Here is a 26154-nt window from a genome sequence, read left to right as displayed (position 1 = left end):
TCAGGCGCTCGCGAGGTTGGGTTGGGGGATGCCGGTGGCGGCGGGCGTGTCGGCAATCGCGTTCCAGGCGTCGCGCAACTCGGTCAGCAAACGCTGCACTTCTTCGATGATGCTGGCGTCGTTGGTGATATTGGCGGTCAGCAGGCGGCCGCTCATGTATTCGTACAGCGCATCGAGGCCTTCGGCGATGTCGCCGCCGGCCTTTTTGTCGAGCGCGGCGCGCAGGCCGCTGTCGATGATCATGATGGCCTTGGAGATCGATTTGCCCTTCTCGCCGATGTTGCCGCTGCGCATGCCGGTCAGCGCGCTGCTCAACGCCACCAGCGCGCCGTCGAACAGCATCACAATCAGCTTGTGGGGGCTGGCTGCCACCACGCCGGTTTCCATGCCAACCTTGGCATAGGCGTTGGCGCCGGTTTGTCGGGATCCAAACATACTTTCTCTCCTGTTAAGCGTTCACTCAAGAGTTGGCCGACAAGGCGGCCAACTGCTGGGTCAGGAACTGCTGGGTGGTGTTCATGCTGGCGATCGCGGTGTCGAGCGCCGAGTATTGCTTGCGGTAGCGCGCTTCGACGTCGACCAGGCGGGTGGCGAAAGCTTCGCGTTGCTTTGCGAGGTCCGCCACAGTTTTGTTCAGGCCGGTGGTGCGGCTGGCGATCGTGCCGCTGCTACCAGGGAAGCCTGCGGCTAGCGTATTCAACTGATATGCATATCCTTGCGAGAAGCCGAAACTGCCCCGGGATCCAATATCGTCGCCGGTCACGGTAAGTTTCAACCCGTCGATGGGGGCGCCCGGCGCGCCAGTCAGGGTTTGACCATCGCCGGTGGCCGTGTAGCCGCCGATCGTTCCCGCAACATCGACACCATCAACTGAACTCGCTGTACCAAAAACCGCCGAAACCGCCGTTCCTGTGGCGCTGCTCACATGAATGTTGGATTTGGAACCGTAACGGGTGGACGTTAGCGACAACTTTCCGTCGTCCCCTATCGTCGCACTCACTGTCGCACCTGCGGTCGAGAACGCGCTGACGCCATTTATCGCCGACTGCAGCATGGTGGACAACTGGCTCGGGTTGTAGGTGCCCGCAGGTAACGAGACAGTGGCGGTGTTCGATAGATTGGCGGGCTTGGTGTCGTTCAGCGTCACGGTCCAAGTCGTGTCAGCGGCAATCGTGGTTTCGGCCGGCAGTACGACATTGCCCGCCAGCGTGCCTTTGGTGGCTAGCTGGCTAATCTCGATGTTGTAGTCACCGGCCTGGGTTTTGGCGGTTGAACTGACAAATTTGATGTCCGGGTCGGTGCCACGACCAACCGCAGCGAACAAACCAGGGATATCGTTAAAATTATTGTTGATCGCTTTGGTGAGTTTGCTTGTGTCAAGCTGCAGCGTCCCGTCTTTCTGAAACGAGATGCCAATTTGCGAAAGATTGGTTAATGACGTGCCTTGCAGCCCTGTAATAGAGCTCGACAATTGGCGCCGCAGTGACGATTGGACGTTTCGCAGTGTTGAGTCGCCCAGCAAAGGACCTCCGGACTTGGTCTCGGCATTGTAACCGCCCAAGGTGGAGATCTGGTTGTTAAGTTCGTTGTACGCCTTGACGAAACCATTCACCGCACTGGTGAGCGAGGAGCTGTCGGTTGCCACGTTTAGGGTGGTGCTGCCGGTTTTGAGCGCGCTAATCGTTACCCCAGGAATCGCGCCGCTGATGCCGGTGCTAGGGCTGGTCACGGCGATGCCGTTGACAGTGGCTTTGGTGTCTGCCGCAGCGGCTGTCTGAGAAAGATTTTGTACGCCACCAGGATCATAGCCCAGCAGTGCTACCAGCGCCGGATCCGGTGGATTGCCGCCGGAACCCGATAACGTGATCTTCATAGTCGACGTTGCGCCAGTCGCTGTCGAGGTCAGCAGCAGGTGGTTGGGGGTGGCACCGGTACCGCTGGAACCGTCCGAGACGATACTGGCGGTCACGCCGAAATTTCCCTTGTTAATAGCGGCGACAATGCCAGCCATGGTGTTATTCGAGCTGTCGATGACGATGTTGCCACTGGTGCGGCTGCCGTCTGCGGTGAAGCTGGCGTCCAGGTACGCACCGCCAGTGCCTGCAGTTAAGCCGGCGCCCGCGGGGTTGGTGCCACTTACAGTGATAGGACTGCCATCGGCAGAAATGAGCGAGATCGATCCGATCGCAGTGGTGTTTGAGCCGATGTTGGCAGTTCCACTATTACCTATCCCGCCCGTGACAGTGCCGGTAACAGTCTCGGTTATGGCGATATTATTGCCGTCGGAATTTTTAAATTGCAAGTCGCCGCCGGCAGCGGTGCCGGTCACGGTGATATTGGCGTCCGCCAGTGCACGGCTAATGGCGGTGTCGCCCGTCAGTGCCGCATCCAGCGATGCTGCACTGACGCCACTGCCGGCATCCACCCCGGCTGGCTGTACCGCAATTTCGACGCCTGCCACCGATAACGAGTAAGTGCCGCCACCCATGGTGTCGACTTCGCCAAAGGTTGAACTTCCGCCGTTGCCGAACAGTGTGGCGCTGGTTGCCGTCGCTGCAGCCTTCGCAGAAACGCCGGTGGTGGTGCTTTTCGAGTTGATCGCGTCCGCGAGCAAGCGAGCGCTGCGGGTGCTGCCATCGGTTGCGATAGCGGTGCCATTGATGACCAGCGATCCTGGCGTGAGACCACTGGTATTCAGGCTGGCCCCCAACTGCGTGCCCGTCATGCCAAAAGTACCACCGCTCACGCTGCCGAGCGAGAAATTGATAGTGGTTTTGCCTCCCAGGCCGATTGCCGCGGTGGTGCTTTTATAACCTCCGGAGGCTAACGTTTGAGCCTGCGCCACCTGACTGATGTTTACACGATAGCTGCCGGGCAAGGCGTCGCCAGTGGCAGTCGCAGTGAATATGCTGCTATCTCCAGGGGTGGCTACACGGGTTTGAAAGCTGGACAGTGAGGTTAGGCTGGACAAGGAAGACTGAAACGTGCCAAGTGCGCCAGACAGGTTGCCAAAGGCGGATACCTGCGACAGGTAGCTGGCAGATTTCTTGTCGAAATTGGTCAGTGGCTGCGACTCGACCGCCATCAGCTTGCTGACGATGTCGTTGACGTTCAGGCCTGAACCGATGCCGGGAGTTGAGATGCCCACTTTTTGCTCCTGTGTAAAACAATAATATAAGACAATATCGGCAGAATCAAACGGGACTTGAGAGGGGAGATTACCCGCCAGTTCGCGCAAAGCTGAAAAAACCGGCAGTGTTAACAGGCTGATACTGCGCAGTAATGAGCAGCAAGAGGCAATGATGAGGGAGGGCGCTCCCGGAATCAGGATGCCATAGATGAGAAAAAACGGCGCGCATTGCGCGCGCCGTTTCAGGCGGTCTGCTGGATCAGCAGGCCGGTACTGCCGGACTTGGCTTCGAGCGCCTTGGCGATTTCCAGCGCCTCGGGCGTGGGAATCTGCCGCAGCACTTCCTTGGTGCTTTGGTCGATCACTTTCACCACGGTGCGCTTGGTGTCGCTGTCGACCGAAAACTCCAGTCCCTGCGTCTTGGCCTGGGCCGATTTGTTGAGTTGCGACACGGCCTCGTTAACCTGGTCCAGCGTCGGGATGGCAGCGCTGCCTTTGACGGCGTTGGCTGTTTCAACCGCGGTGGCTGGCGCACGCGCGACGCCGGACGCTGCGGCGGCGTCGGGGCTGACCGGTGAACGGTCCGCGGTACGGGCCGAGGTGGCCGTGCCGATGGTATCGATAGTCATGATGCTTCCTTTACGCAAAATCCCCGGTTGAACGAATCAACCGGGGAACCTGGTCAGAGCGATAGATTGTTTCCTGAATCAGCTCATCGGCGGATTTTAGCCACGCAGCAGCGACAGCACGCCGTTTGGCAGCGAGTTCGCTTGCGCCAGCATCGCGGTACCAGCTTGTTGCAGGATCTGGCCGCGGGTCATGCTTGCGGTCTCTGCAGCGAAGTCGGTATCTTGAATACGGCTACGCGAGGCAGACAAGTTCTCGGTGGTCGTGTTCAGGTTGGCGATGGTCGAAGCGAAACGGTTCTGGATCGCACCCAGTGCAGCACGGTTGCTGTTGATCTGGTTCAGTGCGGCGTCGATCGTCTTCAGCGCGGCGTTCGAACCTGCAACGGTGCTTACGTCCAGCTTGGCAACCGACTGCAATTCGCTCGCGGCAGTGGCTACCGTGCCGGTCGACTTGGCTACCACGGTATTGTCATTGGCAGTCGAGCTGACAGAGAAACCGCTGTCCGACGAGAAGTCGACGTGGCCGCCAATGATGACCGTCGCTGCCGCAGCATCATAGGTCGGCGTACCGGTTGCATCCACCGTGTCGCCTGCGCCACCGGCACCGATCGTGATTTCGGTCGCTTTTTGTGCAGGAATCGAGCCGTTAGCTGGCTTGTCGGCGCCGCGAATGGTCGCTGCCGCCAGTTTGTCATCCGCTGCGGTATTGGTATTCTGCAGCTTGATGTCATCGCCGTTGCTATTGACCAGCGCAATTTCTTTGGTGGTGCCGTCTGCGCTGGTTTTGATCGAAGCAGTAATGTTGGTCGTGCCGCTCTGCGCATTGATTGCTTGTGCCAGCGCCGACAGGTCGCCGCCCTTCACTTGAGCCGAGATCGTGACAGGTTTCGATTGCGCATCATTTGCGATCGAGTTTGCGCCACGCAGGCTGAACTGGTAGGAACCGTCGCCCAGGCCGGCCAGGGTTGCGCTGGTCGAGGCAGTGGCGGTGACGCCGCTCGAGCCACTTTGACCATTGACCGACGCAGCGATCTTTTTAGCGCTGTCGCCCGCAGCCACCTGTACGGTCGTGCTAACGCCGCCAGCGGAGCGCATGGTCAGCGTTTGCTGCGTAACCAGGTTGGTGTTACCGGCGGCGCCGCCGGCGAAGCCGGTGGCATCCGACATCGACTTGCCATCGGTAGCATTGCCGTACGCACTGGTGGCGGTGTTGTTGCCGATATCGGTTGCTTTAGCCGAGCCGACGCCAACGGTAATGGTTTGACCCGAGTTGGCGCCCACCTGGAACTGTGCCGAGGTCAGCGAGCCGTCCAGCACGTTCTGGCCGTTGAACTGGGTGGTGTTGGCGACGCGGTCCAGTTCTTGCGACAGGGCCGATACCTCGTTCTGGATCGATTTACGGTCCGAATCCGAGTTGGTGCCGTTAGCGGACTGAACTGCCAGTTCGCGGATACGTTGCAGCAGATCGCCGGCGGTGCTCAAGCCACCCTCGGCCGTCTGAGCCAGCGAGATACCGTCGTTGGCGTTACGAGCAGCGGTCGTGTTGCCGCGAATTTGCGACGTGAAACGCTCGGAAATAGCCAGACCGGCAGCGTCGTCCTTGGCGCTGTTAATACGCAGGCCCGACGACAGGCGCTGCAGGGAAGTCGTCAGGCTAGCTTGCGACGAGGTCAGGTTACGTTGCGAATTCAGCGATGCGACATTGGTGTTGATGACTTGTGCCATGATGTTTCTCCAAACAGGTACTACTCATTGTGGGCTGGGTGCCTCAGTTGGCCTTGGTCTGCCACGCTGTTCCGTGACAATCAAACCGCAGTTATTACCGGTAACGGGTTCCCGTATGGAAAGTTTAGGGAGAAAAATGCAGTAAATTTTTGTTTTCAGGCCTAAAGTTCGTTCCTGATGAGCGTCTAAACGACGGCTAACAACCAAACTTTAGGGCGAAAAAAATTTATTTTGGGCATAAAAAAGCCCCGGAGCGGGGCGTGTGTGGTTTTAGTGAAGCTGTGTCGTCGTTCATTTGAGCCCCCCGTCATTCCCGCGCAGGCGGGAATCCATGCCTGGCGTGCGGTTATGCGCTCTATGGGTTCCCGCCTTCGCGGGAACGACGGGGGGATTCAGCTTCACTGGATGAGACTGGCGGCGCGAGGCGCCAGAACGGCACCAGCGCCCAACGCTGGCCTATTCGGCAATCACCACGCGATTCTTGCCGGTCTGTTTGGCGGTGTACATGGCTTTATCGGCACGTTTGACCAGTTCGGTCTGCTCCTCGTTCGGCCGCCGCAGCGCCACGCCGGCCGAGAAGGTGATCAGCACCTTCTCGTTATCGTGCAGGAAGAAGTGCTTGGTCAGCTCGCGCTGCAGCCGGGTCATCGTCGATGCGGCGGCCTCGACCGTGGTTTCCGGCATCAGGATCAGGAATTCCTCGCCGCCGAAGCGGGCGATCACGTCCATCGAGCGCAGCGTTTCCTTGACGATCTTGACCAGGTGCTTGAGCGCGGCGTCGCCGGCGATGTGGCCGTAGGTGTCGTTGAGCTTCTTGAAGTCGTCCAGGTCGAGCACGGCGATGCACAGCGGCGTGCCGCGGCGGTCGGAGCGCGCGGTTTCGCGCTCGAACACGTCGTCCAGGCCGCGCCGGTTGAGACTGCCGGTCAGCTGGTCTTCGCGCACCAGCTCGCTCAGGTGCTGCAGCTTGGCCTCCAGCGTGTGGATGCGCGCCTCGGCGTCCTGCACTTCCTGCTTGGCCAGCATCATCTTGTCGCGCGCCTTCAGCGCCTCGCTCTGCACCAGCCGGGTTTCCTTGAGCACCTCGTCGAGAATGCTGTTGAGCTCGGAGATGTTGTCGGCCTTGCTGATCTTGTCCGAATAGCCGCCGATCTTCTCGTGGAAGTCGCCGGTCGAGGCGGCCACCTGGCTGAGGCGGTCGATAAACGTCATCATCATGTTCTTGACGGTGAGCTTGACGTCCGCCAGGCTGTGCTTGAGCTGGCCCTGCTTATAGATGACATCCTTCAGGCTGCGCGTGGCTTCCTCCAGCGCCCGCACGTCCAGCGGGCCGGCAATGAGGTTTTGCACCGCCTCGATCTGGCCGCGCAGCCAGCTGTCGTCGTCAAGCAGCTCGCTGACATTTTCCAGCAGCAGCCGGAACAGGCGCAGCAGCAGTTCCTGCTGCTCGCCGCCGTCGCCGCCGCGCACTTCAATCTGGTAGCACAGCTGTTTCAGCCGCACGGCGATCTCGGCCAGCGCCTCCTCGCTGTGGGCCTGCTTGGTGGCGGCGCCCAGCGATTCGGCCTCGGCCGCCAGCACCGGCGCCCCGGTCAGCAGTGAGGCGACGGCGAAGGTGAGCGTGCGCGACAGCAGATCGCGCAGGCTGCGCGCCTGTTCGCTCTCCTCGCCGGGCACGCCGGCCACTTCGATGCCTTTCTTTGGCGCCACAAAATGCTTTTCCACCAGCTGCGACAGCGCGCGCGCATAGCCTTCCCAATCGCGCGTCTTGACCGCGCGGTCGAAGCGGCGGCCGAAGTCGGCCAGCTCGCCGGTTTTTTCGGTCATGCGGGTGGCGAACTGGCTGAGCACCGATTCCGGCCCCGGCGCGGCGCTGCCCAGCGGCGCCGCTGCGGCTGGCGCCGGCTCCGGCGTGATGCCGGAGATTTCGTGGTAGATTTCGCGATAGGCTTCCGGCGTCGGCGCGATGCGGCGCAGCGCCAGGCGACGGAAGGCCTCGCGTGCGATATCGGCCGGATTCTGCTCGGGCGTGGTGGGTTTGCTGGACATATGACGCGCGGACCTCTTAATGGATTACCAATTACGGCAATGATAAGCCCGCCACTAGCCCGTCATTGCCCGAATAAGCGGCGGGAAGCTGGCTTTCATTAAAGTATTAACCGTTTTGCTTTCAGCAACTATAAATACACTGCCGTATTGCTATCTTACCTGTGCTTATTCAATTAGTTGATTTTTAATTGCGTAATGGGTCAGCTCGGCGCTGTTTTTCAGCTTCATTTTCACCAGCAGGCGCGCGCGGTACTCGCTGACCGTCTTCACCGACAGCGACAGTTCCTTGGCGATCGCGCCGACCGTCTTGCCGGAGGCGATCATGGTGAGCGTCTGGTACTCGCGGTCGGACAGCGTTTCGTGCAGCGGCGCCTCGTGGTCGTCGCCGACGTGGTTGGCCAGCTCCTGCGCCAGCGCCGGGCTGATGTACTTGAGGCCGCCGCCGACCTGGCGGATCGCCGTCACCAGCTCCTTCGGCGCGCTCTGCTTGGTGAGGTAGCCGGCCGCGCCGGCCTTCAGCGAGCGGATCGCGTACTGGTCCTCGCGGTGCATCGACAGCATCAGCACCGCCAACTCCGGCTTTTCCTTCTTGATTTGCTTGAGCACCTCGATGCCGTTGCGATCCGGCAACGAAATGTCGAGCAGCATCACCTGGCATTCCGACTTGCGGAACAGCTTGATGGCGTCCAGGCCGTTCTCGGCCTCGCCGGCCACCACGATGTCGCGCGTTTCGGCCAGGATTTGCTTCAAGCCTTCCCGTACGATGGCGTGGTCGTCGGCGATAAAGACCTTGATGATGGCTTTTTCTGTCATGAATCTCTTACCCTGTTGTGTCCCGCCAGCGTGCTCTCATACACATTATTTCGCGGCGGAAATTTTTTCTTCCGCTATTGTAGCGCCAGCGGGCGGCGCCATGCGGCTGTCGGGGACCGTATCGCGCTTAATTTTGATCGAGACCACGGTGCCGCCGCCGCTGGCGTGGCTTAAGGTCAAGGTGCCGCCCAGCGCGCGCGCCCGTTCGGCCATGCCGCGCAGGCCGAACGAGGCCGGCTTGCTGCGATCGGCCTGGTCGATGCCGTCGCCGTTGTCGCTGATCTTCAGGCTGACATGGTGGCGCAGCCGCGCCAGCTTGACGCTGACCTTGGTGGCGTTGGCGTGCTTGGCGATATTGGTCAGCGCCTCCTGGGCGATGCGGAACAGGGCGGTGGCCTGGTCGTTGTCGAGGCCGATGTCGCGGTGGTTGGCGCTAAAGCTGGTGGCGATGCCGGTCTGCTTGTCGAACTCCTTCACCTGCCATTCCAGCGCCGCCACCAGGCCCAGGTCCAGCAGCGCCGGGCGCAGGTCGAGCGAAATGCGGTGGATGGCGTCGATGGTGCGGTCAACCAGGTTGTCGACGTAATCGGTTTTCTCGCGCAACGCCGGCTCGGCGCCGTCGAGGCGGGCGGCCAGCATCGCCACCGCCATCTTGATCGCGGTCAGGTTGCCGCCCAGCTCGTCGTGGATTTCGCGCGCGATGCGGGTGCGCTCCTGCTCCTTGACGCGGTCGGTATGCGCGGACAGTTCGGCCAGCCGCGCGCGCGAATGGCGCACCTCCAGCTGTTCCAGCTTGCTGTCGGTGATATTGGTCATGATGCCGTCCCAGCGCACCGCGCCGTCGGCCAGCGGGTGCGGCGTGCTGCGCAGGTTGATCCACTTGACGTCCTTCCACGCCTCGACCCAGATGCGGCCCTCCCAGTTCCAGCTCCACAGCGCCTTGGCCGACGCCTGCATCGACTCCAGGTACGACGCACGGTCGGCCTCGAGAATCAGGGCCAGGAAGCGCTGCGGCGCGGCGTGCAGCTCGGCCGCGGGCAGGCCCAGCAGCGCCAGGCAGCCGTCGCTCAGGTAGGGAAAGCTGACCTGGCCGTCGGCGTGCAGCACGAACTGGTATACCAGCCCCGGCGTGTTGGAGACGATGGCGGCAAAGCGAGCGCGCACCTGTTCCAGTTCGGCCAGCAGGCTATCGTGATGGGAGTGGGGGAGTGCGCTCATGGGCTTGTCATTTTATCGTGTGTGCCAGCGGCTGCGGAAGCGCTTTAGCAGGCGGCGGAAGCGCGCCAGCCAGCTGCCGGGGCGCGGCGCCGCATGCATGCGCCAATGGCGCAGCGCCGCGTGCAGCGCCGCCACCTGTTGCCAGGCGCGGGTGGCGCGCAGCTTCTCGATCCAGCGCGCCTTCAGCGCCAGGAACCACGCCAGCAGCGCGGCGAACCAGACGATGCTCAGCAGCACCGGCCGCGTCAGCAGATACAGCCGCGCCACGGCCGCCGCGCCGCCGAGCTTGGCCAGCACGATCACCGTCACACCGGTCAGCGGATAGCCGTGCGCCATCGCCCACAGCGCCAGCAGCTTGACCGGAAACAGCAGCGTGGCCGGCGCCACGAACAGCACCAGCGCCGCCTTCGGGCGGAGGCGGCAGATCCACGCCTCCAGCCGGTGCAGCGGCGGCCACTGCGCCAGCCGCCGCATCAGGCGCGCGCCGAGGTGCCACAGCCAGTCCTCCAGCAACAGCAGCAGCGCCGCCAGATAAACCAGCGGCGCAAACAGCCAGCGTTGGAATCGATGCAATATTCTCATGGGTTTCCCTTGCCAGCATGATACGTGAAAGCCGTTACAATAGGCCGCATGAATAAAGCATTTGTCAAAGAGAGCGACCAGGACGATGACGACGAAGCCGCAGCGCTGGCGTTGGCGATCCCGGCCGGCTCGAAGAATTACATCCGTCCCGAAGGCTACCAGCGCATCAAGGACGAGCTGCTGCAACTGATCGATGTCGAACGGCCGGAGGTGGTCAGAATCGTCCACTGGGCCGCCTCCAACGGCGACCGCTCCGAGAATGGCGACTACATCTACGGCAAGCGCCGGCTGCGCGAAATCGACCGCCGCATCCGTTTCCTGACCAAGCGCATGGACTCGGCCTTCATCGTCGATCCGAGCGCGCATTACGGCAGCGACCAGGTCTTCTTCGGCGCCACCGTCACCTACAGCAACCAGCACGGCGAGGAGCGCACCATCACCATCGTCGGCATCGACGAGCTGGACCCGCTGAACGGCAAGATCAGCTGGGTGGCGCCGGTGGCGCGGGCGCTGACCAAGGCGCGCGAGGGCGACACCATCAGCTTCCAGGCGCCGCACGGCGTCGAGGAACTGGACATCCTGGAGGTGCGCTATCCTGCGCCGGCCGCTGATTAGAGTGGGTTTGATCGGGCTGGCGCTGCTGGGCTGGCAGGGCGCCGCGCGCGCGGTCGACGTGTACGTCATCGACATGAATTCCAGCAAGTCCAGCTACAGCGACAGCCACATCCTGCGGCTGGTCACGGCCGCGCTGGACGCCTCCAGTCCCCGCTATGGGCCGTATGAATTCCGCGTGGCCCGGTTGCGCATGGAGCGCGACCGGCTGCTGCAGGAAATGCTCAAGGGCGAGCTGGTCAACCTCAGCGCGCAGGTCACGTCGGCCGAATGGGAGCAAAAGCTGACGCCGATCCGCATCGCGGTCGACAAAGGCATCTCCTCCTACCGCATCTCGCTGATAGACGGCCGCAACCAGGACCTGTTCAGCAGCCTGCGCACGCTGGACCAGCTCAAAAGCTGACGCTGGGCGCCGGCCGCCAATGGAGCCTGACCGCCAGCTACAAGCAGGCCGGCTTCAACGTGGTGGAAGGCAGCACCACGGCCGGGCTGCACAGCATGCTGGCGGCGGCGCGCTTCCAGCACTTCCCGCGCGCGATCGACGAAGCGGTCTACGAGCAGGCCGCCTATGCGCCGGCGTTCCCGACGCTCAGCGTCGAGCGCAGCTTCGCGCTGTACATCCCGTCGCCGCGCTACTTCTTCCTTGGCGGCGGCCAGCAGCGGCGGCTGGCCGAGCGGCTGGAATACGGCATGCAGCTGCTGGTCGCCGACGGCCGCTTCGACCAGCTATTCCACGAATTCTACGACGACCTCATCGAAAAAGCCGGTCTGCGCAAGCGCCGCATCTTCCGCCTCGACCAATAACCCGGGGTCAGGTCTGACATTCGCACACGGGCTCAACTGCGAAGCAGTTGAGCCCGTGTGCGAATGTCAGACCTGACCCCGGGTTAGCTGCGCTCGCGCAGGATGCGGTTGACGCCGGCCACGCGGCGCACGTTGCGCAGCAGGCCGGCCAGGTGCACGCGGTCCTTGACCTGCACCGTGAAACGCAGCTGGTGCAGCACGTTGTCCTTGTCCTCGTCCATGCCGACGTAGGTGATGTTGGCGTCCGATTCGCCAATCTCCGCCGCCACGCGCGCCAGGATGCCTTTTTCGTTGTTGATCAGCAGCTTGATGCGGCTGTCGAAGCGGCGGTTCAGCTCGCTTCCCCATTTGACCGCGATCCAGCGGTCCGGCTCCTTGGCCTTCTGCCGCTTGGCTTGCGTGCAGTCCGAGGTGTGCACCAGCAAGCCCTGGTCGCGGCGCAGCTGGCCGATGATGGCGTCGCCCGGAATCGGCAGGCAGCACGGCGCCAGTTGCACCGACACCCCTTCGCTGCCGCAGATGGTGACCGGGTCCAGCTCGGCCGCGCTGTTGTGGTCGACCGGCGCGCTGGCCGATTCGCCGCCGCGCAGGCCGAAGATGTGGCGCGCCACCAGCGCCGCCATGCGCTTGCCGACGCCGATGTCGGCGTACAGCTCGTCCAGCGATTTGGCGCTCGATTCCTTCAGCAGCCGTTCGATCAGGTGCTCTTCCAGGTCGGCGCTCATGCCCAGCGAGGTCAGCGCGTGCGACATCAGCTGCCGGCCCAGCGCGATCGATTCCGGCAGGTTGATGGTGCGCAGGTGATGGCGGATCGCCGAACGCGCCTTGCCGGTGCGCACGAACGACAGCCAGCTCGGGCTCGGCCGCGAGCTGGCGTCGGTGACGATCTCGACGATGTCGCCGTTGCGCAGCTCGGTGCGCACCGAGGCCGGCTCGTTGTTGATCGTTGCCGACACCGTGTGGTCGCCAATCCCGGTGTGAATCGCGTAGGCGAAGTCGATCGGCGTGGCGCCGCGCGGCAGCGCGATGATCTTCGATTTCGGCGTGAACACGTACACCGAGTCCGGGAACAGGTCGACCTTGACGTGCTCCAGGAACTCGGCCGAGTCGCCGGTCTGCTGCTGGATGTCGAGCAGCGATTGCAGCCACGCGTGGGTGCGCTGCTGCAGGTCCGACATATTCGCCTCGCCGTTCTTGTACAGCCAGTGCGCCGCCACGCCCGATTCGGCGGTGCGGTGCATTTCCTGGGTGCGGATCTGGAACTCGACCGGCGTGCCGTACGGGCCGATCAGCGTGGTGTGCAGCGACTGGTAGCCGTTCAGCTTGCGGATCGCGATGTAGTCCTTGAACTTGCCCGGCATCGGCTTGTACAGCGAGTGCAGCGTGCCCAGCGCCACATAGCAGTTGGGGAAGCTGTCGACCACCACGCGGAAGCCGTACACATCCAGCACCTGCGAGAACGACAGGTGCTTGCTGCGCATCTTCTTGTAGATGCCGTACAGGGTTTTCTCGCGCCCGTACACCTCGGCCTCGATGTGCGCCGCGCCCAGCGTGTTCTTCACCGATTCGAGAATCTTGGTGACCACCTCGCGGCGGTTGCCGCGCGCCGCCTTGACCGCCTTGGCCAGCGTGCGGTAGCGCAGCGGGAACAGGTGCGCGAACGACAGGTCCTGCAGCTCGCGGTAGATGTTGTTGAGGCCGAGGCGGTGCGCGATCGGCACGTACACTTCCATGGTTTCCTTGGAAATGCGCGCCTTGGCGGCCGGCTTCATCACTTCCATGGTGCGCATATTGTGCAGGCGGTCGGCCAGCTTGATCAAGATGACCCGCACGTCCGAGGCCATCGCCAGCAGCATCTTGCGGAAGTTTTCCGCCTGCGCCTCGATCTGGCTCTGGAATTCGATCTTCTCCAGCTTCGACAGGCCGTCCACCAGGTTGGCCACCGGCGCGCCGAAGCGCTCGATCAGTTCGTCCTTCTTGACGTCCTGGTCTTCCATCACGTCGTGCAGCAGCGCCGCCATGATCGCTTGCGCGTCGAGCTTCCAGTCGGCGCAGATTTCCGCCACCGCGATCGGGTGCGAGATGTAGGGCTCGCCCGATTTGCGCAACTGCCCGAGGTGCATCTCGTCCGAGAAGCGGTACGCTTCCTTGACCTTTTTCAGGTCGGCGGCCGTCATGTATGCGGCCAGTTTTTCGGTCAGATGGGTTACCGACGCGACACCGGCCGTCAGGGCGGGAGGCGTGGCCAGGGGCGACGAGGAAATCACGGGAGGAACTGGGGGTGTGGCGGATGGAACGGTGGCGCTGTGGTCCCCCGCGCCCGGCTCAGACGTGGCTTTGGCCGGCGCTTGGGCCGGCCGTTTCGCCCGGGCGGGCTTGCCACTGAGTGTCGGATCGGCAGGGATCAGATTCATACGTGTGCGTTCCGTCTAGATGAGAATGTCTTGCTACCGCTAAAACATACCACATTCACACAGAGGGGAACGCAGCCCAACTTACATTGGGACTTTCTTCAACATTTCCAGACCGACCTTGCCGGCTGCGATTTCACGCAGGGCGACGACGGTAGGCTTGTCCTTGGCTTCCACCTTCGGGGTGTGGCCTTGCAGCAGCTGGCGCGCGCGGTAGGTGGCGGCCAGCGTCAGCTGGAAACGGTTCGGTACGTTTTTCAGACAATCTTCAATCGTGATGCGGGCCATCTAAAACTCCTAAAATCTTGTGTGTTTGGTTATTCAGCGTGGATGCCCAGTTGGGCAAAGAGCGAGGCGTTGCGTGCCGCTTGTTGCGCAAACCGGCAACGGGCCGCTCGGACTATCGCTGTCAATTCCGACAGCGCGACGTCGAATTCTTCGTTGATAATAGCATACTCGAACTCGGGCGCGTGGGCGATTTCGCCGCCCGCCGCCAGCAGGCGTTTGGTGATCACATGCGGTTCGTCGGTGGCGCGTTTATTGAGCCGATCTTCCAGCGCGGCGATCGATGGCGGCAGGATGAAAATGCCGGCCGCCTGCGGGAACAGTTTCTTGACCTGGCGCGCGCCCTGCCAGTCGATTTCCAGCAACACGTCGGTGCCCGACTTCATCTGTTCTTCCACCATCAGGCGCGAGGTGCCGTAGTAGTTGCCGTGCACTTCGGCCCATTCCAGGAACTCGCCGTCGTTGGCGCGCGCGACGAAATCGTCGGCCGTGGTGAAGTAGTATTGCTGGCCGTGGGTTTCGCCCGGACGCGGCGCGCGGGTGGTGGTGGAAATCGACAGCTTGATGGTCGGTTCCTGGGCCAGCAGCGCGTTGACCAGCGTCGACTTGCCGGCGCCGGACGGCGCGGCGACAACAAACAGGCTGCCCGAAAATGCCTTGGTTGAGCTCATGGGTGATCTTTCAAAAACGTCGGCGGGCGACTTTTGCTTCGCCCAAAGAAGTATTTTACCAAGAGCAAGGACGGAAGTTCAATTTACAGCAGCGAGAGCAACTGTTGCGCCGCCGCCGGCGCCCGCTCCTTGGCGCCGTTGATGAAGTAGACGTAGACCTGGCCGGATTTCGCCGCCGCCTGCCAGTGCTGCGCCTGCCGGGCCCACTGCTTCAGCGCCGGCTTGCTGTAGCCGGTGTCGATGTCGCTGTGCGCGTCCATCAGGCGGGCGTAGACGAAGTCGCCGGTGATGTCGGTAAAGTTGGGGAATTTCGGCGAGTCGGTGATGACGGTGGCGACCTTGTGCTTGCGCGCCAGCTGCAGGTACTCGTCGCACACAAAGCTGTCGTGGCGCGCGTCCAGCACGTGGTGCAGCTTGCGCGTGCCCAGCCTGGCCGGCAGCAGCTTGAAGAACGCTGCGATGTCGTCGGCGTCGAACTTTTTGGTGGCGGCCAGCTGCCACAGGATGGGGCCGAGTTTGTCGCCGAGTTCGGCCAGGCCGCTGGCGATGAAGCGCTCGATCGATTCGCCGGCCTCGGCCAGCACCTTGCGGTTGGTGGCGTAGCGCGTGGCCTTGACCGAGAAGACGAAGTCGTCCGGCGTCTTTGCCGCCCAGCTGGCGAAGTGTTCGGGCTTGGCGGTGCGGTAAAAGGTGCCGTTGATTTCGATGCTGGTCACTTGCGTGCTGGCGTATTCCAGCTGTTTCTTGATCGGCACGTCGGCGGGGTAGAAGGTTTCCCGCCACGGCGCGTAGTCCCAGCCGCCGATGCCTGCCCTGATCTGCGCCATTGTGCGTCTCCTGATAGCATTGAGGTTTAAGCCTGCATAGGGATATACCATGAAAGATCTGATCGTCGTCGCCACCATCACCGCCAAAGAAGGCAATGAAGTCGTGGTGCGCGAAGCGCTGGAAGCGATGGTGCCGCCAAGCCGCGCGGAAGCGGGCTGCATCCGCTACGACCTGCACGTCGACCTGGGCAACCACGCCAGCTTCGTCATGCTGGAAGCCTGGCGCGACGACGCCGCGCTGGCCGAACATGAAGCCACGCCGCATTTCCAGGCCCTGGTCAACCGCATTGCCGGCAAGGCCGACGTCCAGATCAATAAGCTGAACCAGCTGCTCTGAACGTGGCGCCACGCCGATGACATCGCATGGCGCGCACGTTCCAGCCGCGGACCTTCGCACCTGCTTTACTCGACGTGCTCAGTCCGGGGTGAAGGCCTTGGAGGCGGCGAGGGTGTCGAGCGCTTCGCGCAGCAGCGTGATTTTGCCGTCCCTGGCCACCAGGCGGCCGGCATAGGTTTGCCGGTACAGCTTGCCGGTGGAGAGCACCGTGGCTTCGACGCTGTATTCGCCGAACGCCTGGTCGGCGGTTTCGATGAACAGCTGCACGTCGTGGAAGCGGAAGTCCGGCACGTTCTTCAGCAGGCCGCCGATGAAGGCTGCGATGGCCGCCGGGCCGACCGCGCGCACGTTCGGGCCGAGCGACGGCAGTTCGAGCACGCCGTCTTCCGCGAACAAGGCTGCCGCGGCGGCCGGCTGCTGGATGTTGTCGAGGTAGGCGTTAAGCAATTGGGCTGGGGTTTGCATGATGTTTCGCTTTCAGTGGAAGTTGGTATGGCTCCACTGTAGCGTCGCCAGATTATTTGATAAATCCGCTAAAATCGAATACTTTATCCATGTGCATGGATAATTCGGGCGTAAAAAAGGAGCCGGGGCTCCTTCTTGCTTATTCCAGGTTCTGCACCTGTTCGCGCATCTGCTCGATCAGCAGCTTCAGTTCCATCGACGCGTCGGCCAGTTCCTTGACGGAGGCCTTGGCGCCCAGCGTGTTGGCTTCGCGGTTCAGCTCCTGCATCATGAAGTCCAGGCGCTTGCCGACCTGGCCGCCTTTTTTCAGGATGTGGCGGGTTTCGGTCAGGTGCGCCGACAGGCGGCCCAGTTCCTCGGCCACGTCGATGCGGATGCCGTACAGGATCACCTCCTGGCGTATCCGCTCCAGCGCATCCTGGCGCGACAGCGCCGAATTCGAGCCCTGGCAAGCCAGCCCCAGCGCATCCTGCATGCGCTCGACCGCCTTTTGCTGGAACGCCGCCACCACCTGCGGAATCAGCGGCGTGATGCGCTTGACGATGCCTTCCATCGCCTCGATCCGCGAAATCAGCATCGCCTCCAGCGCCGCGCCCTCGCGCTGGCGGCTGGTGACAAAAGCCTGGATGGTGCGGGCGGCGAGGGCGGCCACGTCGGCCTGCAGCGACTCCTGGCCGATCTGTGCTTCCTCGATCACGCCGGGCCAGCGCAGCAGTTCAGCCACTGACATCGTTTGCACGCCGGGGAACAGGCCGCCGACTTCGCCTTGCAGCCGTTGTAATTCAGTTAATAACGGGAGATTCAAGGCCTGCGTGCCGGCGGTGGCGGCCTTGCGCCCAAAGCTCAACCGCAACTCGACCTTGCCGCGCGTGATGGCTGCCATGATCGCCGAGCGTAAATCGGGTTCAAGCGCACGCAAATCGTCGTTTATTCGGAACTGCAAGTCTAAAAACCGCGAGTTGACGCTCTTGATTTCGATCGTCAGTGTTCCCGCCGCACTCTCACTTGTGGCGACAGCGTAGCCCGTCATGCTGGAAATGCTCAATGGATATCCCCGATTTAATCTTTACAAAACAGTGATTTATCAACACAATCAGGTTGTCGAGGCGAGGAACCTTATGGCCGCACAGAACAACGCCCCCTTACCAGATGGTCTGGAAATTGCTGGATATCGCATTGTAAAGAAAATTGCGTCCGGTGGGTTCAGTATTGTTTACCTTGCATACGATACCGAGGGTGTCGCGGTCGCCATCAAGGAGTATTTGCCCAGTTCGCTGGCGCTGCGGCAGCCCGGCGAACTGGCGCCGACCGTGGCCAAGGCCCATCTTCCCGTGTTCCGCATCGGCCTCAAATGCTTTTTCGAGGAAGGCCGGGCGCTGGCCCGCATCGCCCATCCCAATGTGGTCAGCGTGCTCAACTTCTTTCGCGCCAATGACACGGTGTACATGGTGATGGCCTACGAGTCCGGCCGCTCGCTGCAGGAGCACATCCAGGACCAGCGCGGGCGGGGGCTTAAAGTAGGTGAACTTTTCATCCGCACCATTTTCACCCAGGTGGTCAAGGGCCTGCGCGAAGTCCACGCCAGCAAGCTGCTGCACCTCGACCTGAAGCCGGCCAATATCTACCTGCGCACCGACGGCACGCCGATGCTGCTGGACTTCGGCGCCGCGCGCCAGACAGTCAACACCGACATGCCGACGCTGACGCCGATGTACACGCCCGGCTTCGCGCCGCCGGAGTTGTACAGCAAGACCAACCTCGGGCCGTGGACTGATATCTACAGCATCGGCGCCGCGATGTTCGCCTGCATGGTCGGCTCGCCGCCGCAGCCGGCCGACCAGCGCCAGAGCGAGGATAAAATGGCCGGCCATTTCGACCAATTGCAAAGCCAGTACTCGCCGGAGCTGGTGCAACTGGTGCGCTGGTGCCTGGAAGTGGAGCCGCTGGACCGTCCGCAAAGCCTGTTCGCGGTGCAGAAGGTGTTGCAGGCCGCCGCGCCGGCTGCCACGGCGGCGGGCGCGCCGGCCGGCATGATGGACCGCCTGCGCGGCCTGGTCGGCCGCCTCGGCGGCGGCGCCCGCGCCAAGGCCGGGCCGGACACGCTGATATAAAGGACACGCACATGCAATTCTCCGTTTATCAGGAAAGCCACATCGGCGGCCGCAAGGTCAACCAGGACCGCGTCGGCTACAGCTTCACGCGCGATGCGCTGCTGCTGGTGCTGGCCGACGGCATGGGCGGCCACCTGCGCGGCGAAGTGGCCGCCAGCGTGGCGCTGAAAACCGTCGCCACGCTGTTCCAGCAGCAGGCCACGCCGTGCATCAAGAAGCCGCAGCGCTTCCTGGAGGAGGCGCTGCTGGCCGCGCACCATGACATCCACCAGTACCGCCAGGCGCACCAGATGCCGGACACGCCGCGCACCACCATCGTCGCCTGCGTCATCCAGCACAACACCGCCACCTGGGCGCATTGCGGCGATTCGCGCCTGTACTGGATGCGCCAGGGCCGCATCCTGGCGTGCACGCGCGACCATTCGCACGTCGAGCGGCTGATCGCCAAGGGCCTGGTGCAGGCGTCCGGGCGCGCCACGCACCCGGACCGCAACAAGCTGTATAACTGCCTCGGCGCCGACACGCCGCCCCAGGTGGAAGTGGCCACCGGCGCCGGCATGCTGCCGGGCGACCAGCTGCTGTTGTGCTCCGACGGTTTGTGGTCTATGCTGCCGGACGATGAACTGGCGCGCCGCCTGCACGCGCAAACGGTGGCGCACGCCGTACCGGATATACTGCGGGCCGCGCTGGGCGCCGCCGGCGATAGCGGCGACAACGTCACCGCGCTGGCCGTCGCGTGGCACGGCGGCGCGCCGGCCGGCGATGCGGCGCCGGCCAGCATGGTGTCGACCGCGGCGTTGCCGGAAGGGCTGCACAGCACCACCATCCGCGACACGCCGGCCGTCCAGGCGCCGCCGGAAAACATCGATGCCTTCGATGAAGACGAAATAGAAAAAGCCATCGCGGAAATCCGCGGGGCGATAGAGAAATCCTCGCACGTACTCAGATAAATCAAAAAGGAAAACAGCATGACCGTAGCCATCCGCCCAAGCGGCCGTCCCGTCGACGCCCTGCGCACCCTGCGCCTGACCCGCGACTACACCAAGCACGCCGAAGGCTCGGTGCTGATCGAATGCGGCGACACCAAGGTAATCTGCACCGCCAGCATCGAAGAGAAGGTGCCGGGCTTCCTGAAAGGCAAGGGCCAGGGCTGGCTGACCGCCGAATACGGCATGCTGCCGCGCTCCACCCACAGCCGCATGGACCGCGAGGCGGCCAAGGGCAAGCAGTCCGGCCGCACGCAGGAAATCCAGCGCCTGATCGGCCGCTCGCTGCGCGCCGCCTTCGACCTGCAAGCCTTCGGCGAGCGCACGCTGCACCTGGACTGCGACGTCATCCAGGCCGACGGCGGCACCCGCACCGCCTCGATCACCGGCGCCATGGTGGCGGCGTACGACGCCTTCTCCAGGCTGGCCGCGCGCGGCGCGATTCCGGCGATTCCGCTGAAGCACTTCGTGGCGGCGATCTCGGTCGGCGTCTACCAGGGCACGCCGGTGCTGGACCTGGACTACGTCGAGGACTCCAACTGCGACACCGACATGAACGTGGTGATGACCGACGCCGGCCACTTCATCGAAGTGCAGGGCACCGCCGAAGGCGCCGCCTTCGACCGCGCCGGCATGAACCGCCTGCTGGACCTGGCGCAGGCCGGCATCGCCGACCTGGTCAGGCTGCAAAAGCAGGCGCTGGGCATCGCGGGGTAAAATACGCCATGACTCAACGACTGATCCTCGCCTCCAACAACAAGGGCAAACTGAAGGAGTTCAACGAACTCCTGTCCACCGTGGGCTTCTCGGTCCACGCGCAGGGCGAATACGACGTGCCCGAAGCGGATGAACCTTTTCACACGTTTGTTGAAAATGCATTGCAAAAGGCGCGCCACGCGGCGCGCATCACCGGCCTGCCGGCGCTGGCCGACGATTCCGGCGTCTGCGTCAACGCGCTGGGCGGCGCGCCCGGCGTGTATTCGGCGCGCTTCGCCGGCGAGCCGAAATCGGACGCCCGCAACAACGAGAAGATGATCGCCGAACTGGCCCGGCATGCGGACAAGTCCGCGTATTACTACTGCGTGCTGGTGTTCGTGCGCCACGCCGACGATCCGCAACCGATCATCGCCGACGGCCGCTGGAATGGCGTGATGGTCGATACGCCGCGCGGCGAGGGCGGCTTCGGCTATGACCCGTACTTCTTCATTCCCGCGCTGGGCAAGTGCGCCGCCGAACTGGCGCCGGAACAGAAAAACGCCTTGTCGCACCGCGGCCAGGCACTGCGCGCATTGGTAGAGAAACTGAAATGATCCCGATTAAAGTCGTCGGCGCCAGCGCAGGCAGCAAGCCAGCGGCCGACATCAGCGAAGCCGCCGGCGTCGCTGCGAAGTACCTGCAAGGCGGCGCGCTGAACCTGACCGCGCTGCCGCCGCTGTCGCTGTACATCCACTTCCCGTGGTGCGTGCGCAAATGCCCGTACTGCGATTTCAACTCACACGAGGCGAAGCAGGGCGGCGCCTTCCCCGAACAGGAATACCTGGACGCGGTGCGCGCCGACCTGGAACAGGCCTTGCCGCTGATCTGGGGTCGCAAGATCTACACCATCTTCATCGGCGGCGGCACGCCGAGCCTGATGTCGGCGGCCGGGCTGGATCGCCTGCTGTCGGACGTGCGCACCCTGCTGCCGCTCGACAGCGACTGCGAAATCACGATGGAGGCCAATCCCGGCACCTTCGAGGCGGAGAAGTTCAAGTCCTATCGCGCCAGCGGCGTCAATCGCCTGTCGATCGGCATCCAGAGCTTCAATGGGCGCCACCTGAAGGCGCTGGGCCGCATCCACGACGACAACGAAGCGAAGCGCGCGGTGGAGATCGCGGTCGCCAACTTCGACAACTTCAACCTCGACCTGATGTACGCGCTGCCGTCGCAGACGCTGGAGGAAGCGCGCGCCGACGTGGAAACGGCGATGTCGTTCCAGCCGCCGCACCTGTCGCTATACCACCTGACGATGGAGCCGAACACGCTGTTCGCCAAATACCCGCCGGCGCTGCCGGACGACGACGCCAGCGCCGACATGCAGGACATGATCGCCGAGCTGACCGCCGCCAATGGCTACCAGCAGTACGAGATTTCGGCCTACGCCAGGCAGGGCAAGCGCGCGCGCCACAACCTCAATTACTGGGAGTTCGGCGACTACCTCGGCATCGGCGCCGGCGCGCACTCCAAGCTGTCGTTCCCGCACCGCATCCTGCGCCAGGCCCGCTACAAGCAGCCCAAGGCCTATATGGAGCAGGTCAGGCTGGGCGCGCCGGTTCAGGACGAATACGAGATCCAGCGCGAGGACATGGGTTTCGAGTTCATGCTCAACACGCTGCGCCTGCACGGCGGCTTCGATCCCAAGCTGTTCAGCGAGCGCACCGGCATGAGCATCAACGCCATCGACAGGCAGCTTAACGCGGCCGAGGCCAAGGGCCTGCTCTACCGCGACTACAAGACCATCAAGCCGACCGCGCTGGGCCAGCGCTTCCTCAACGACCTGCAAGAGATGTTCTTGAAGGGCTAGCGCCCAGCCGTGGCGCGGCGCGCGGCGCTGGCGGCGCGCTGGGCGCCGCATCGTGGCCCAGTTTGAAGGACGAGGCGACGTCGGCCAGCCGCGCCGCCTGCTCCTGCATGCTGGCCGCCGCCGCCGCGGCCTGCTCGACCAGCGCGGCGTTCTGCTGCGTCACGCTGTCCATCTGGCCGATGGCCGTGTTGACCTGGTCGATGCCGATACTCTGCTCGCTGCTGGCCGAGGTGATCTCGCCCATGATATCGGTAACGCGGCGCACGCTCGACACCACGTCGTCCATGGTGCTGCCGGCCTGCTGCACCAGTTTCGAGCCGATGTCGACCTGCTCGACCGAATTGCCGATCAACTCCTTGATCTCCTTGGCCGCGCCGGCCGAGCGCTGCGCCAGGTTGCGCACCTCCGAGGCCACGACCGCAAAGCCGCGTCCCTGTTCGCCGGCGCGCGCCGCCTCCACCGCCGCGTTGAGCGCCAGGATATTGGTCTGGAAGGCGATGCCGTCGATCACGCTGATGATGTCGAAAATCTTGCGCGACGAATCGTTGATCGATCCCATCGTGTCGACCACCTGGCCGACGATGGCGCCGCCTTTCTCCGCCACCGCCGATGCCGCCTGGGCCAGCTGGTTGGCCTGGCGCGCGTTCTCCGCATTCTGGCGCACGGTGGAGGTCAGCTCCTCCATCGACGACGCGGTCTGCTCCAGCGAGCTGGCTTGCTCCTCGGTGCGCTGCGACAGGTCCATATTGCCGGAGGCGATCTGGTTGGACGCGGTGGCAATCGTATGGGTGCCGGTCTGCACCTGGCTCACCACATTGCGCAGCGCATCGTTCATGCCGCGCAGCGCCTGCATCAAGTCGCCGATTTCGTCCTTGTTGGTGCGTGCCGGGAACTGCGTGGTCAGGTCGCCGTTGGCCACCGTGGTGGCGATATCGAGCGCGGACTTCAGCGGCTCGGTGACCGAGCGCGAAATGATCCAGGCGGCCACCGAGCCGATCGCCACCATCAGCGCCGCCAGCACCATCAGCAGCGTGTTGGCGCGGCTGTTGGCGGCGTCGATGGCGTGGGCGGTATCGTCGATGGCCTTGCGCTGGTGGGCCAGCAACTGGTTGACCTTGCCCTGGTAGGCCTTGGCGGCGGGCACGAAGGTGTTGTTGAACAAGGCCTCGACGGCAGCGTCGTCGCCGCTCTTGCGGATGTTGCCGACATCGGTCTTGGCCTTTTGATACACATTGCGCAATGTGGTTACTTCGTTAAACAGCGCGCGTTCCTCGTCGCTGGTGATCAGCTCCTTGACCTGGCCCATCAGCTCGGCGCCGCGCTTGCTGCTGGCGGCGATGACATCGGCGAACACGGTGGGCAGCGTCTCGTCCTTGCTGCGCGCGATCAGCTCGGTGCGGGCGACGGCCGAATACAGCAGCACGTACCAGTCGGACACCAGGCGCTCCTTGGCCAGCGGCTGTTCCATCATGGCGCGCGTGGCTTGCGCGGTGCCGCGCGCGTTGAACAGCGCCACGCCGGTGGCCAGGATCGCCAGCAACAGCACCACGGCGAAACCGATGGCGAGACGGGTGCCGATGCGCATCTGCGACAGTACATTCATGATCATCACTCCCAACAGGAAAGCGGGAGTCAAGTATGCGCCTGTCCGGCGGCGCTGTGTGCGCTTTGTTGCTGTTTGGGAACAGCTTAAAAGCTGGCGGCCTGTTTCAGGTCCGGCCGCTCGCACCAGCGGGCGAAGGCCTCGGCCATGCGCTGGCTTTCGCCGACGGCCTTGAGCCAGTCGCGGTTGCGGCTCGCGTGGTCCTGGCTGTAGACGTGGAAATCCTTGCGGTCTGGCAGCTTGGCGTTCGGCAGCGTGCGCACGAACTCGGCCGACGGCGACACCAGGATCATGTTGTCGAGCGCGGCGTCGCGGGCGCGGCGCCACGGCATCGACTTGTCGAGCCAGCCGGGTACGAGGTAGTCGCTGAAGTGCGGGTACAGCACCAGGCCTGGATCGCGCTGGTAGGGCAGGTGCAGGTGGTAGTCGATCAGGCCGCCGTCCCAGTAGGCGCCCTCGGGTGCGCCGACGATGTTGCCGACCGCCTCCAGCACCAGCGGAATCGAGCCGGACGCCAGCAGCGCGTCGCGCAGATTGGCTTGCGACAGGCCGACGAAGTGGTTGGCGAAGGCGTCGAAGCCGTCGCGCAGCCAGCGCCCGTCGTCGTCCGGGTGATGGAAGATCACGCGCTCCATCGACGCCGCCAGGCGCCGGCGCGACACGGCGTTGCCGGCGGCCGCCAGCAGGAAGCCGGTCATCTCGCGCCAGCGCGCGCCGTTGGTGTTGCGCAGCGCGCCGATGCCGCGCGCGGTGATGACCGACAGCTGGTGGCGGGCGTGGTTGAGCACTTCGGCGTCACGGCCGTCGAGCAGTTCGTCGAGCAGCGCGCGGCAGGTTTGCGACACGTAGGCCGGCGTCACCTTGTCCGGATAGCGCTGGCCGGCGTACAGGCGCGCCAGCCGCTGGTGCGCGGCAAGCGGATCGTCGAAGGCGGAGGCGGCCATGCGCCAGGCGCCGATGGAGGCGCCGATCAGGCGGCGCTGGCGCGGCGCATGGCGGAAGAATTCGCCGAACAGCCAGCAATCGAGGCCGTTGAGGATCAGGCCCTTGGGGCCGCCGGCGGCGGCCGGCACGATGGCGATATCGGCCGCTTGCACGCCATCGGCGGCGATGCGCGCGCGGGCGCGCGGCCCGAGGCGTATGGTGATTGGTGCGCTCATGAAAATTTCCAGAATCCCCGTCGTTCCCGCGCAGGCGGGAACCCATAGTGCGGCGAAGGAGGCCGCGCATGGGCTCCCGCCTGCGCGGGAGCGACGGTGGCTGATGCGAGAGCGGCAGTGGCTTCCGCAAGAGCGACAGTGGCTTCCGCAAGAGCGACAGCGGCTTGCGCAGACGCGAAGAAAACTTCCGCACGCGCCACGATTGCCTGCGCCAGCCCCGGCCGCTTAGCGCATGCCCGAGATGATCTGCTTCAGCTTGCCCGTGTCGGCGACGAAGGCGCGGATGCCTTCGGCGGTCTTCTCGGTGGCCATGGCGTCCTCGTTGAGCATGAAGCGGAAGGTCGGCTCATCCATCGAGATCTTGCCGATGGCCGCGTTGCGGCCGCTGTCGGCGCTCAGCTTGCGCTCGACCGGCGCGCTGCTGTCGGCCAGCTGTTGCAGCAGGTCCGGGCTGATGGTCAGCAGGTCGCAGCCGGCCAGTTCCAGGATCTGGCCGGTGTTGCGGAAGCTGGCGCCCATCACCTCGGTGTTGTAGCCGAACTTGCGGTAGTAGTTGTAAATGCGCTTGACCGACTGCACGCCCGGGTCCTCGGCGCCCTGGTAGTCGATGCCGGTCGATTTCTTGTACCAGTCGTAGATGCGGCCGACAAACGGCGAAATCAGCTTGGCGCCGGCCTCGGCGCAGGCGATCGCCTGCGGCAGCGAGAACAGCAGCGTCATATTGGTGTGGATGCCTTCCTTCTCCAGGATCTCGGCGGCGCGGATGCCTTCCCAGGTCGAGGCCATCTTGATTAGCACGCGCTCGCGGTCGATGCCATTCTTCTCGTACAGCTTGATCAGCTCGCGGCCCTTGGCCACCGAACCGGCGCTGTTGAACGACAGCGCGGCGTCGATCTCGGTCGACACGCGGCCGGGGATCACGCGCAGGATCTGCTTGCCGAAGGCCACCAGCAGCTGGTCGATCACCTCGCCGGTCGAGGCGTCCAGGTTGTCGCGCACGGCTTTTTCCAGCAGCGGCTTGTACTCCTCCTTCTGCACCGCCTTCAGGATCAGCGACGGGTTGGTGGTGGCGTCGCGCGGCGCGTACTGCTGGATGGCCTGGAAGTCGCCGGTATCGGCGACCACGGTGGTGTATTGCTTGAGCTGTTCGAGTTGGTTCATAAGCGCTGCCGT

General features: G+C 63.7%; 26 protein-coding genes. 9 read left to right on the top strand and 17 right to left on the bottom strand.

The genetic code is table 11. The annotated features are described in order from the left end of the window. The 8 genes from fliS to ACRQ5J_RS22910 all read right to left on the bottom strand — a co-directional run bounded on the left by fliS (nt 1) and on the right by ACRQ5J_RS22910 (nt 10146). Nucleotides 1-435, bottom strand: coding sequence for a flagellar export chaperone FliS (fliS, locus tag ACRQ5J_RS22945; RefSeq protein WP_432380107.1), 435 nt, complete (start codon nt 433-435; stop codon nt 1-3). A gap of 25 nt (nt 436-460) precedes the next feature. After that, nucleotides 461-3238 carry a flagellar filament capping protein FliD gene (fliD, locus tag ACRQ5J_RS22940; RefSeq protein ID WP_432380105.1) on the bottom strand — a complete coding sequence of 926 codons (2778 nt, stop codon included), beginning with the start codon at nt 3236-3238 and terminating at the stop codon, nt 461-463. Nucleotides 3239-3372: 134 nt separating this feature from the next. After that, nucleotides 3373-3759, bottom strand: a complete 387-nt coding sequence (locus ACRQ5J_RS22935; protein WP_432380103.1) for a flagellar protein FlaG — start codon at nt 3757-3759, stop codon at nt 3373-3375. A 96-nt stretch (nt 3760-3855) separates the two neighbouring features. Next, entirely contained in the window at nt 3856-5484 is a 1629-nt protein-coding gene (locus ACRQ5J_RS22930) for a flagellin (protein WP_432380101.1), read from the bottom strand. A 456-nt stretch (nt 5485-5940) separates the two neighbouring features. Continuing rightward, nucleotides 5941-7533, bottom strand: a complete 1593-nt coding sequence (locus tag ACRQ5J_RS22925; RefSeq protein ID WP_432380099.1) for a GGDEF domain-containing protein — start codon at nt 7531-7533, stop codon at nt 5941-5943. A gap of 165 nt (nt 7534-7698) precedes the next feature. Continuing rightward, a complete protein-coding gene (locus ACRQ5J_RS22920) occupies nt 7699-8346 on the bottom strand; it encodes a response regulator (RefSeq protein WP_432380097.1) in 648 nt (215 codons plus the stop codon). 45 nt (nt 8347-8391) lie between these two features. Beyond that, the gene (locus ACRQ5J_RS22915) at nt 8392-9564 is read right to left on the bottom strand and encodes an ATP-binding protein (protein ID WP_432380095.1); all 1173 of its coding nucleotides are present in this window, start codon (nt 9562-9564) and stop codon (nt 8392-8394) included. A gap of 12 nt (nt 9565-9576) precedes the next feature. Next, nucleotides 9577-10146 carry a hypothetical protein gene (locus ACRQ5J_RS22910; RefSeq protein WP_432380093.1) on the bottom strand — a complete coding sequence of 190 codons (570 nt, stop codon included), beginning with the start codon at nt 10144-10146 and terminating at the stop codon, nt 9577-9579. Between the two features lie 48 nt (nt 10147-10194). On the opposite strand from ACRQ5J_RS22910, the gene greB reads away from it, so the two are divergent. The 3 genes from greB to ACRQ5J_RS22895 are packed head-to-tail and all read left to right on the top strand — an operon-like array spanning nt 10195 to nt 11562. Next, entirely contained in the window at nt 10195-10761 is a 567-nt protein-coding gene (greB, locus tag ACRQ5J_RS22905; protein WP_432380091.1) for a transcription elongation factor GreB, read from the top strand. Between the two features lies 1 nt (nt 10762). Then, nucleotides 10763-11161, top strand: a complete 399-nt coding sequence (locus ACRQ5J_RS22900; RefSeq protein ID WP_432380089.1) for a hypothetical protein — start codon at nt 10763-10765, stop codon at nt 11159-11161. A 59-nt stretch (nt 11162-11220) separates the two neighbouring features. Beyond that, on the top strand, nt 11221-11562 hold the full coding sequence (locus tag ACRQ5J_RS22895) for a hypothetical protein (protein ID WP_432380087.1): 342 nt from the start codon (nt 11221-11223) through the stop codon (nt 11560-11562). A gap of 83 nt (nt 11563-11645) precedes the next feature. On the opposite strand, the gene ACRQ5J_RS22890 is transcribed toward ACRQ5J_RS22895, so the two are convergent. The 4 genes from ACRQ5J_RS22890 to ACRQ5J_RS22875 all read right to left on the bottom strand — a co-directional run bounded on the left by ACRQ5J_RS22890 (nt 11646) and on the right by ACRQ5J_RS22875 (nt 15756). After that, the gene (locus ACRQ5J_RS22890) at nt 11646-13976 is read right to left on the bottom strand and encodes a RelA/SpoT family protein (RefSeq protein ID WP_432380085.1); all 2331 of its coding nucleotides are present in this window, start codon (nt 13974-13976) and stop codon (nt 11646-11648) included. A gap of 81 nt (nt 13977-14057) precedes the next feature. Next, nucleotides 14058-14261 carry a DNA-directed RNA polymerase subunit omega gene (gene rpoZ / locus ACRQ5J_RS22885; RefSeq protein ID WP_005665923.1) on the bottom strand — a complete coding sequence of 68 codons (204 nt, stop codon included), beginning with the start codon at nt 14259-14261 and terminating at the stop codon, nt 14058-14060. Between the two features lie 29 nt (nt 14262-14290). Beyond that, entirely contained in the window at nt 14291-14929 is a 639-nt protein-coding gene (gene gmk / locus ACRQ5J_RS22880) for a guanylate kinase (RefSeq protein ID WP_432380083.1), read from the bottom strand. An 83-nt stretch (nt 14930-15012) separates the two neighbouring features. Continuing rightward, on the bottom strand, nt 15013-15756 hold the full coding sequence (locus tag ACRQ5J_RS22875) for a DUF72 domain-containing protein (protein ID WP_432380081.1): 744 nt from the start codon (nt 15754-15756) through the stop codon (nt 15013-15015). Nucleotides 15757-15805: 49 nt separating this feature from the next. Between ACRQ5J_RS22875 and ACRQ5J_RS22870 the strand changes: the two genes are divergently transcribed. Then, on the top strand, nt 15806-16093 hold the full coding sequence (locus tag ACRQ5J_RS22870) for a putative quinol monooxygenase (protein WP_432380079.1): 288 nt from the start codon (nt 15806-15808) through the stop codon (nt 16091-16093). 78 nt (nt 16094-16171) lie between these two features. On the opposite strand, the gene ACRQ5J_RS22865 is transcribed toward ACRQ5J_RS22870, so the two are convergent. Continuing rightward, nucleotides 16172-16558: a nuclear transport factor 2 family protein gene (locus tag ACRQ5J_RS22865; protein WP_432380077.1), complete on the bottom strand. Its 387-nt coding sequence runs from the start codon at nt 16556-16558 to the stop codon at nt 16172-16174. A gap of 139 nt (nt 16559-16697) precedes the next feature. Then, nucleotides 16698-17588, bottom strand: coding sequence for a YicC/YloC family endoribonuclease (locus ACRQ5J_RS22860; protein WP_432380075.1), 891 nt, complete (start codon nt 17586-17588; stop codon nt 16698-16700). A gap of 88 nt (nt 17589-17676) precedes the next feature. On the opposite strand from ACRQ5J_RS22860, the gene ACRQ5J_RS22855 reads away from it, so the two are divergent. The 5 genes from ACRQ5J_RS22855 to hemW are packed head-to-tail and all read left to right on the top strand — an operon-like array spanning nt 17677 to nt 22218. Then, a complete protein-coding gene (locus ACRQ5J_RS22855) occupies nt 17677-18669 on the top strand; it encodes a serine/threonine-protein kinase (protein WP_432380073.1) in 993 nt (330 codons plus the stop codon). A gap of 11 nt (nt 18670-18680) precedes the next feature. Beyond that, nucleotides 18681-19619: a PP2C family protein-serine/threonine phosphatase gene (locus tag ACRQ5J_RS22850; protein WP_432380071.1), complete on the top strand. Its 939-nt coding sequence runs from the start codon at nt 18681-18683 to the stop codon at nt 19617-19619. Between the two features lie 18 nt (nt 19620-19637). Continuing rightward, the gene (rph, locus tag ACRQ5J_RS22845) at nt 19638-20372 is read left to right on the top strand and encodes a ribonuclease PH (protein ID WP_432380069.1); all 735 of its coding nucleotides are present in this window, start codon (nt 19638-19640) and stop codon (nt 20370-20372) included. Between the two features lie 8 nt (nt 20373-20380). Beyond that, nucleotides 20381-20965 (top strand): RdgB/HAM1 family non-canonical purine NTP pyrophosphatase, encoded by a 585-nt coding sequence (gene rdgB, locus ACRQ5J_RS22840; protein WP_432380067.1) that lies wholly within the window; start codon nt 20381-20383, stop codon nt 20963-20965. Beyond that, on the top strand, nt 20962-22218 hold the full coding sequence (gene hemW, locus ACRQ5J_RS22835) for a radical SAM family heme chaperone HemW (RefSeq protein ID WP_432380065.1): 1257 nt from the start codon (nt 20962-20964) through the stop codon (nt 22216-22218). The genes rdgB and hemW overlap by 4 nt, the downstream gene beginning before the upstream one ends. Here hemW and ACRQ5J_RS22830 read toward each other — a convergent pair. The 3 genes from ACRQ5J_RS22830 to tal form a co-directional block, all read right to left on the bottom strand. Next, on the bottom strand, nt 22184-23821 hold the full coding sequence (locus ACRQ5J_RS22830; protein WP_432380063.1) for a methyl-accepting chemotaxis protein: 1638 nt from the start codon (nt 23819-23821) through the stop codon (nt 22184-22186). The genes hemW and ACRQ5J_RS22830 overlap by 35 nt on opposite strands. A gap of 86 nt (nt 23822-23907) precedes the next feature. Further along, nucleotides 23908-24981, bottom strand: coding sequence for a patatin-like phospholipase family protein (locus ACRQ5J_RS22825; protein WP_432380061.1), 1074 nt, complete (start codon nt 24979-24981; stop codon nt 23908-23910). Nucleotides 24982-25206: 225 nt separating this feature from the next. Next, a complete protein-coding gene (gene tal / locus ACRQ5J_RS22820) occupies nt 25207-26142 on the bottom strand; it encodes a transaldolase (protein WP_432380059.1) in 936 nt (311 codons plus the stop codon). Between the last annotated feature and the right edge of the window lie 12 nt (nt 26143-26154).

Origin of the sequence: Duganella sp. P38, assembly GCF_050859475.1 — a bacterium.
Classification (GTDB): domain Bacteria; phylum Pseudomonadota; class Gammaproteobacteria; order Burkholderiales; family Burkholderiaceae_D; genus Rugamonas.
This window is presented reverse-complemented; position numbering and strand designations above follow the sequence as displayed.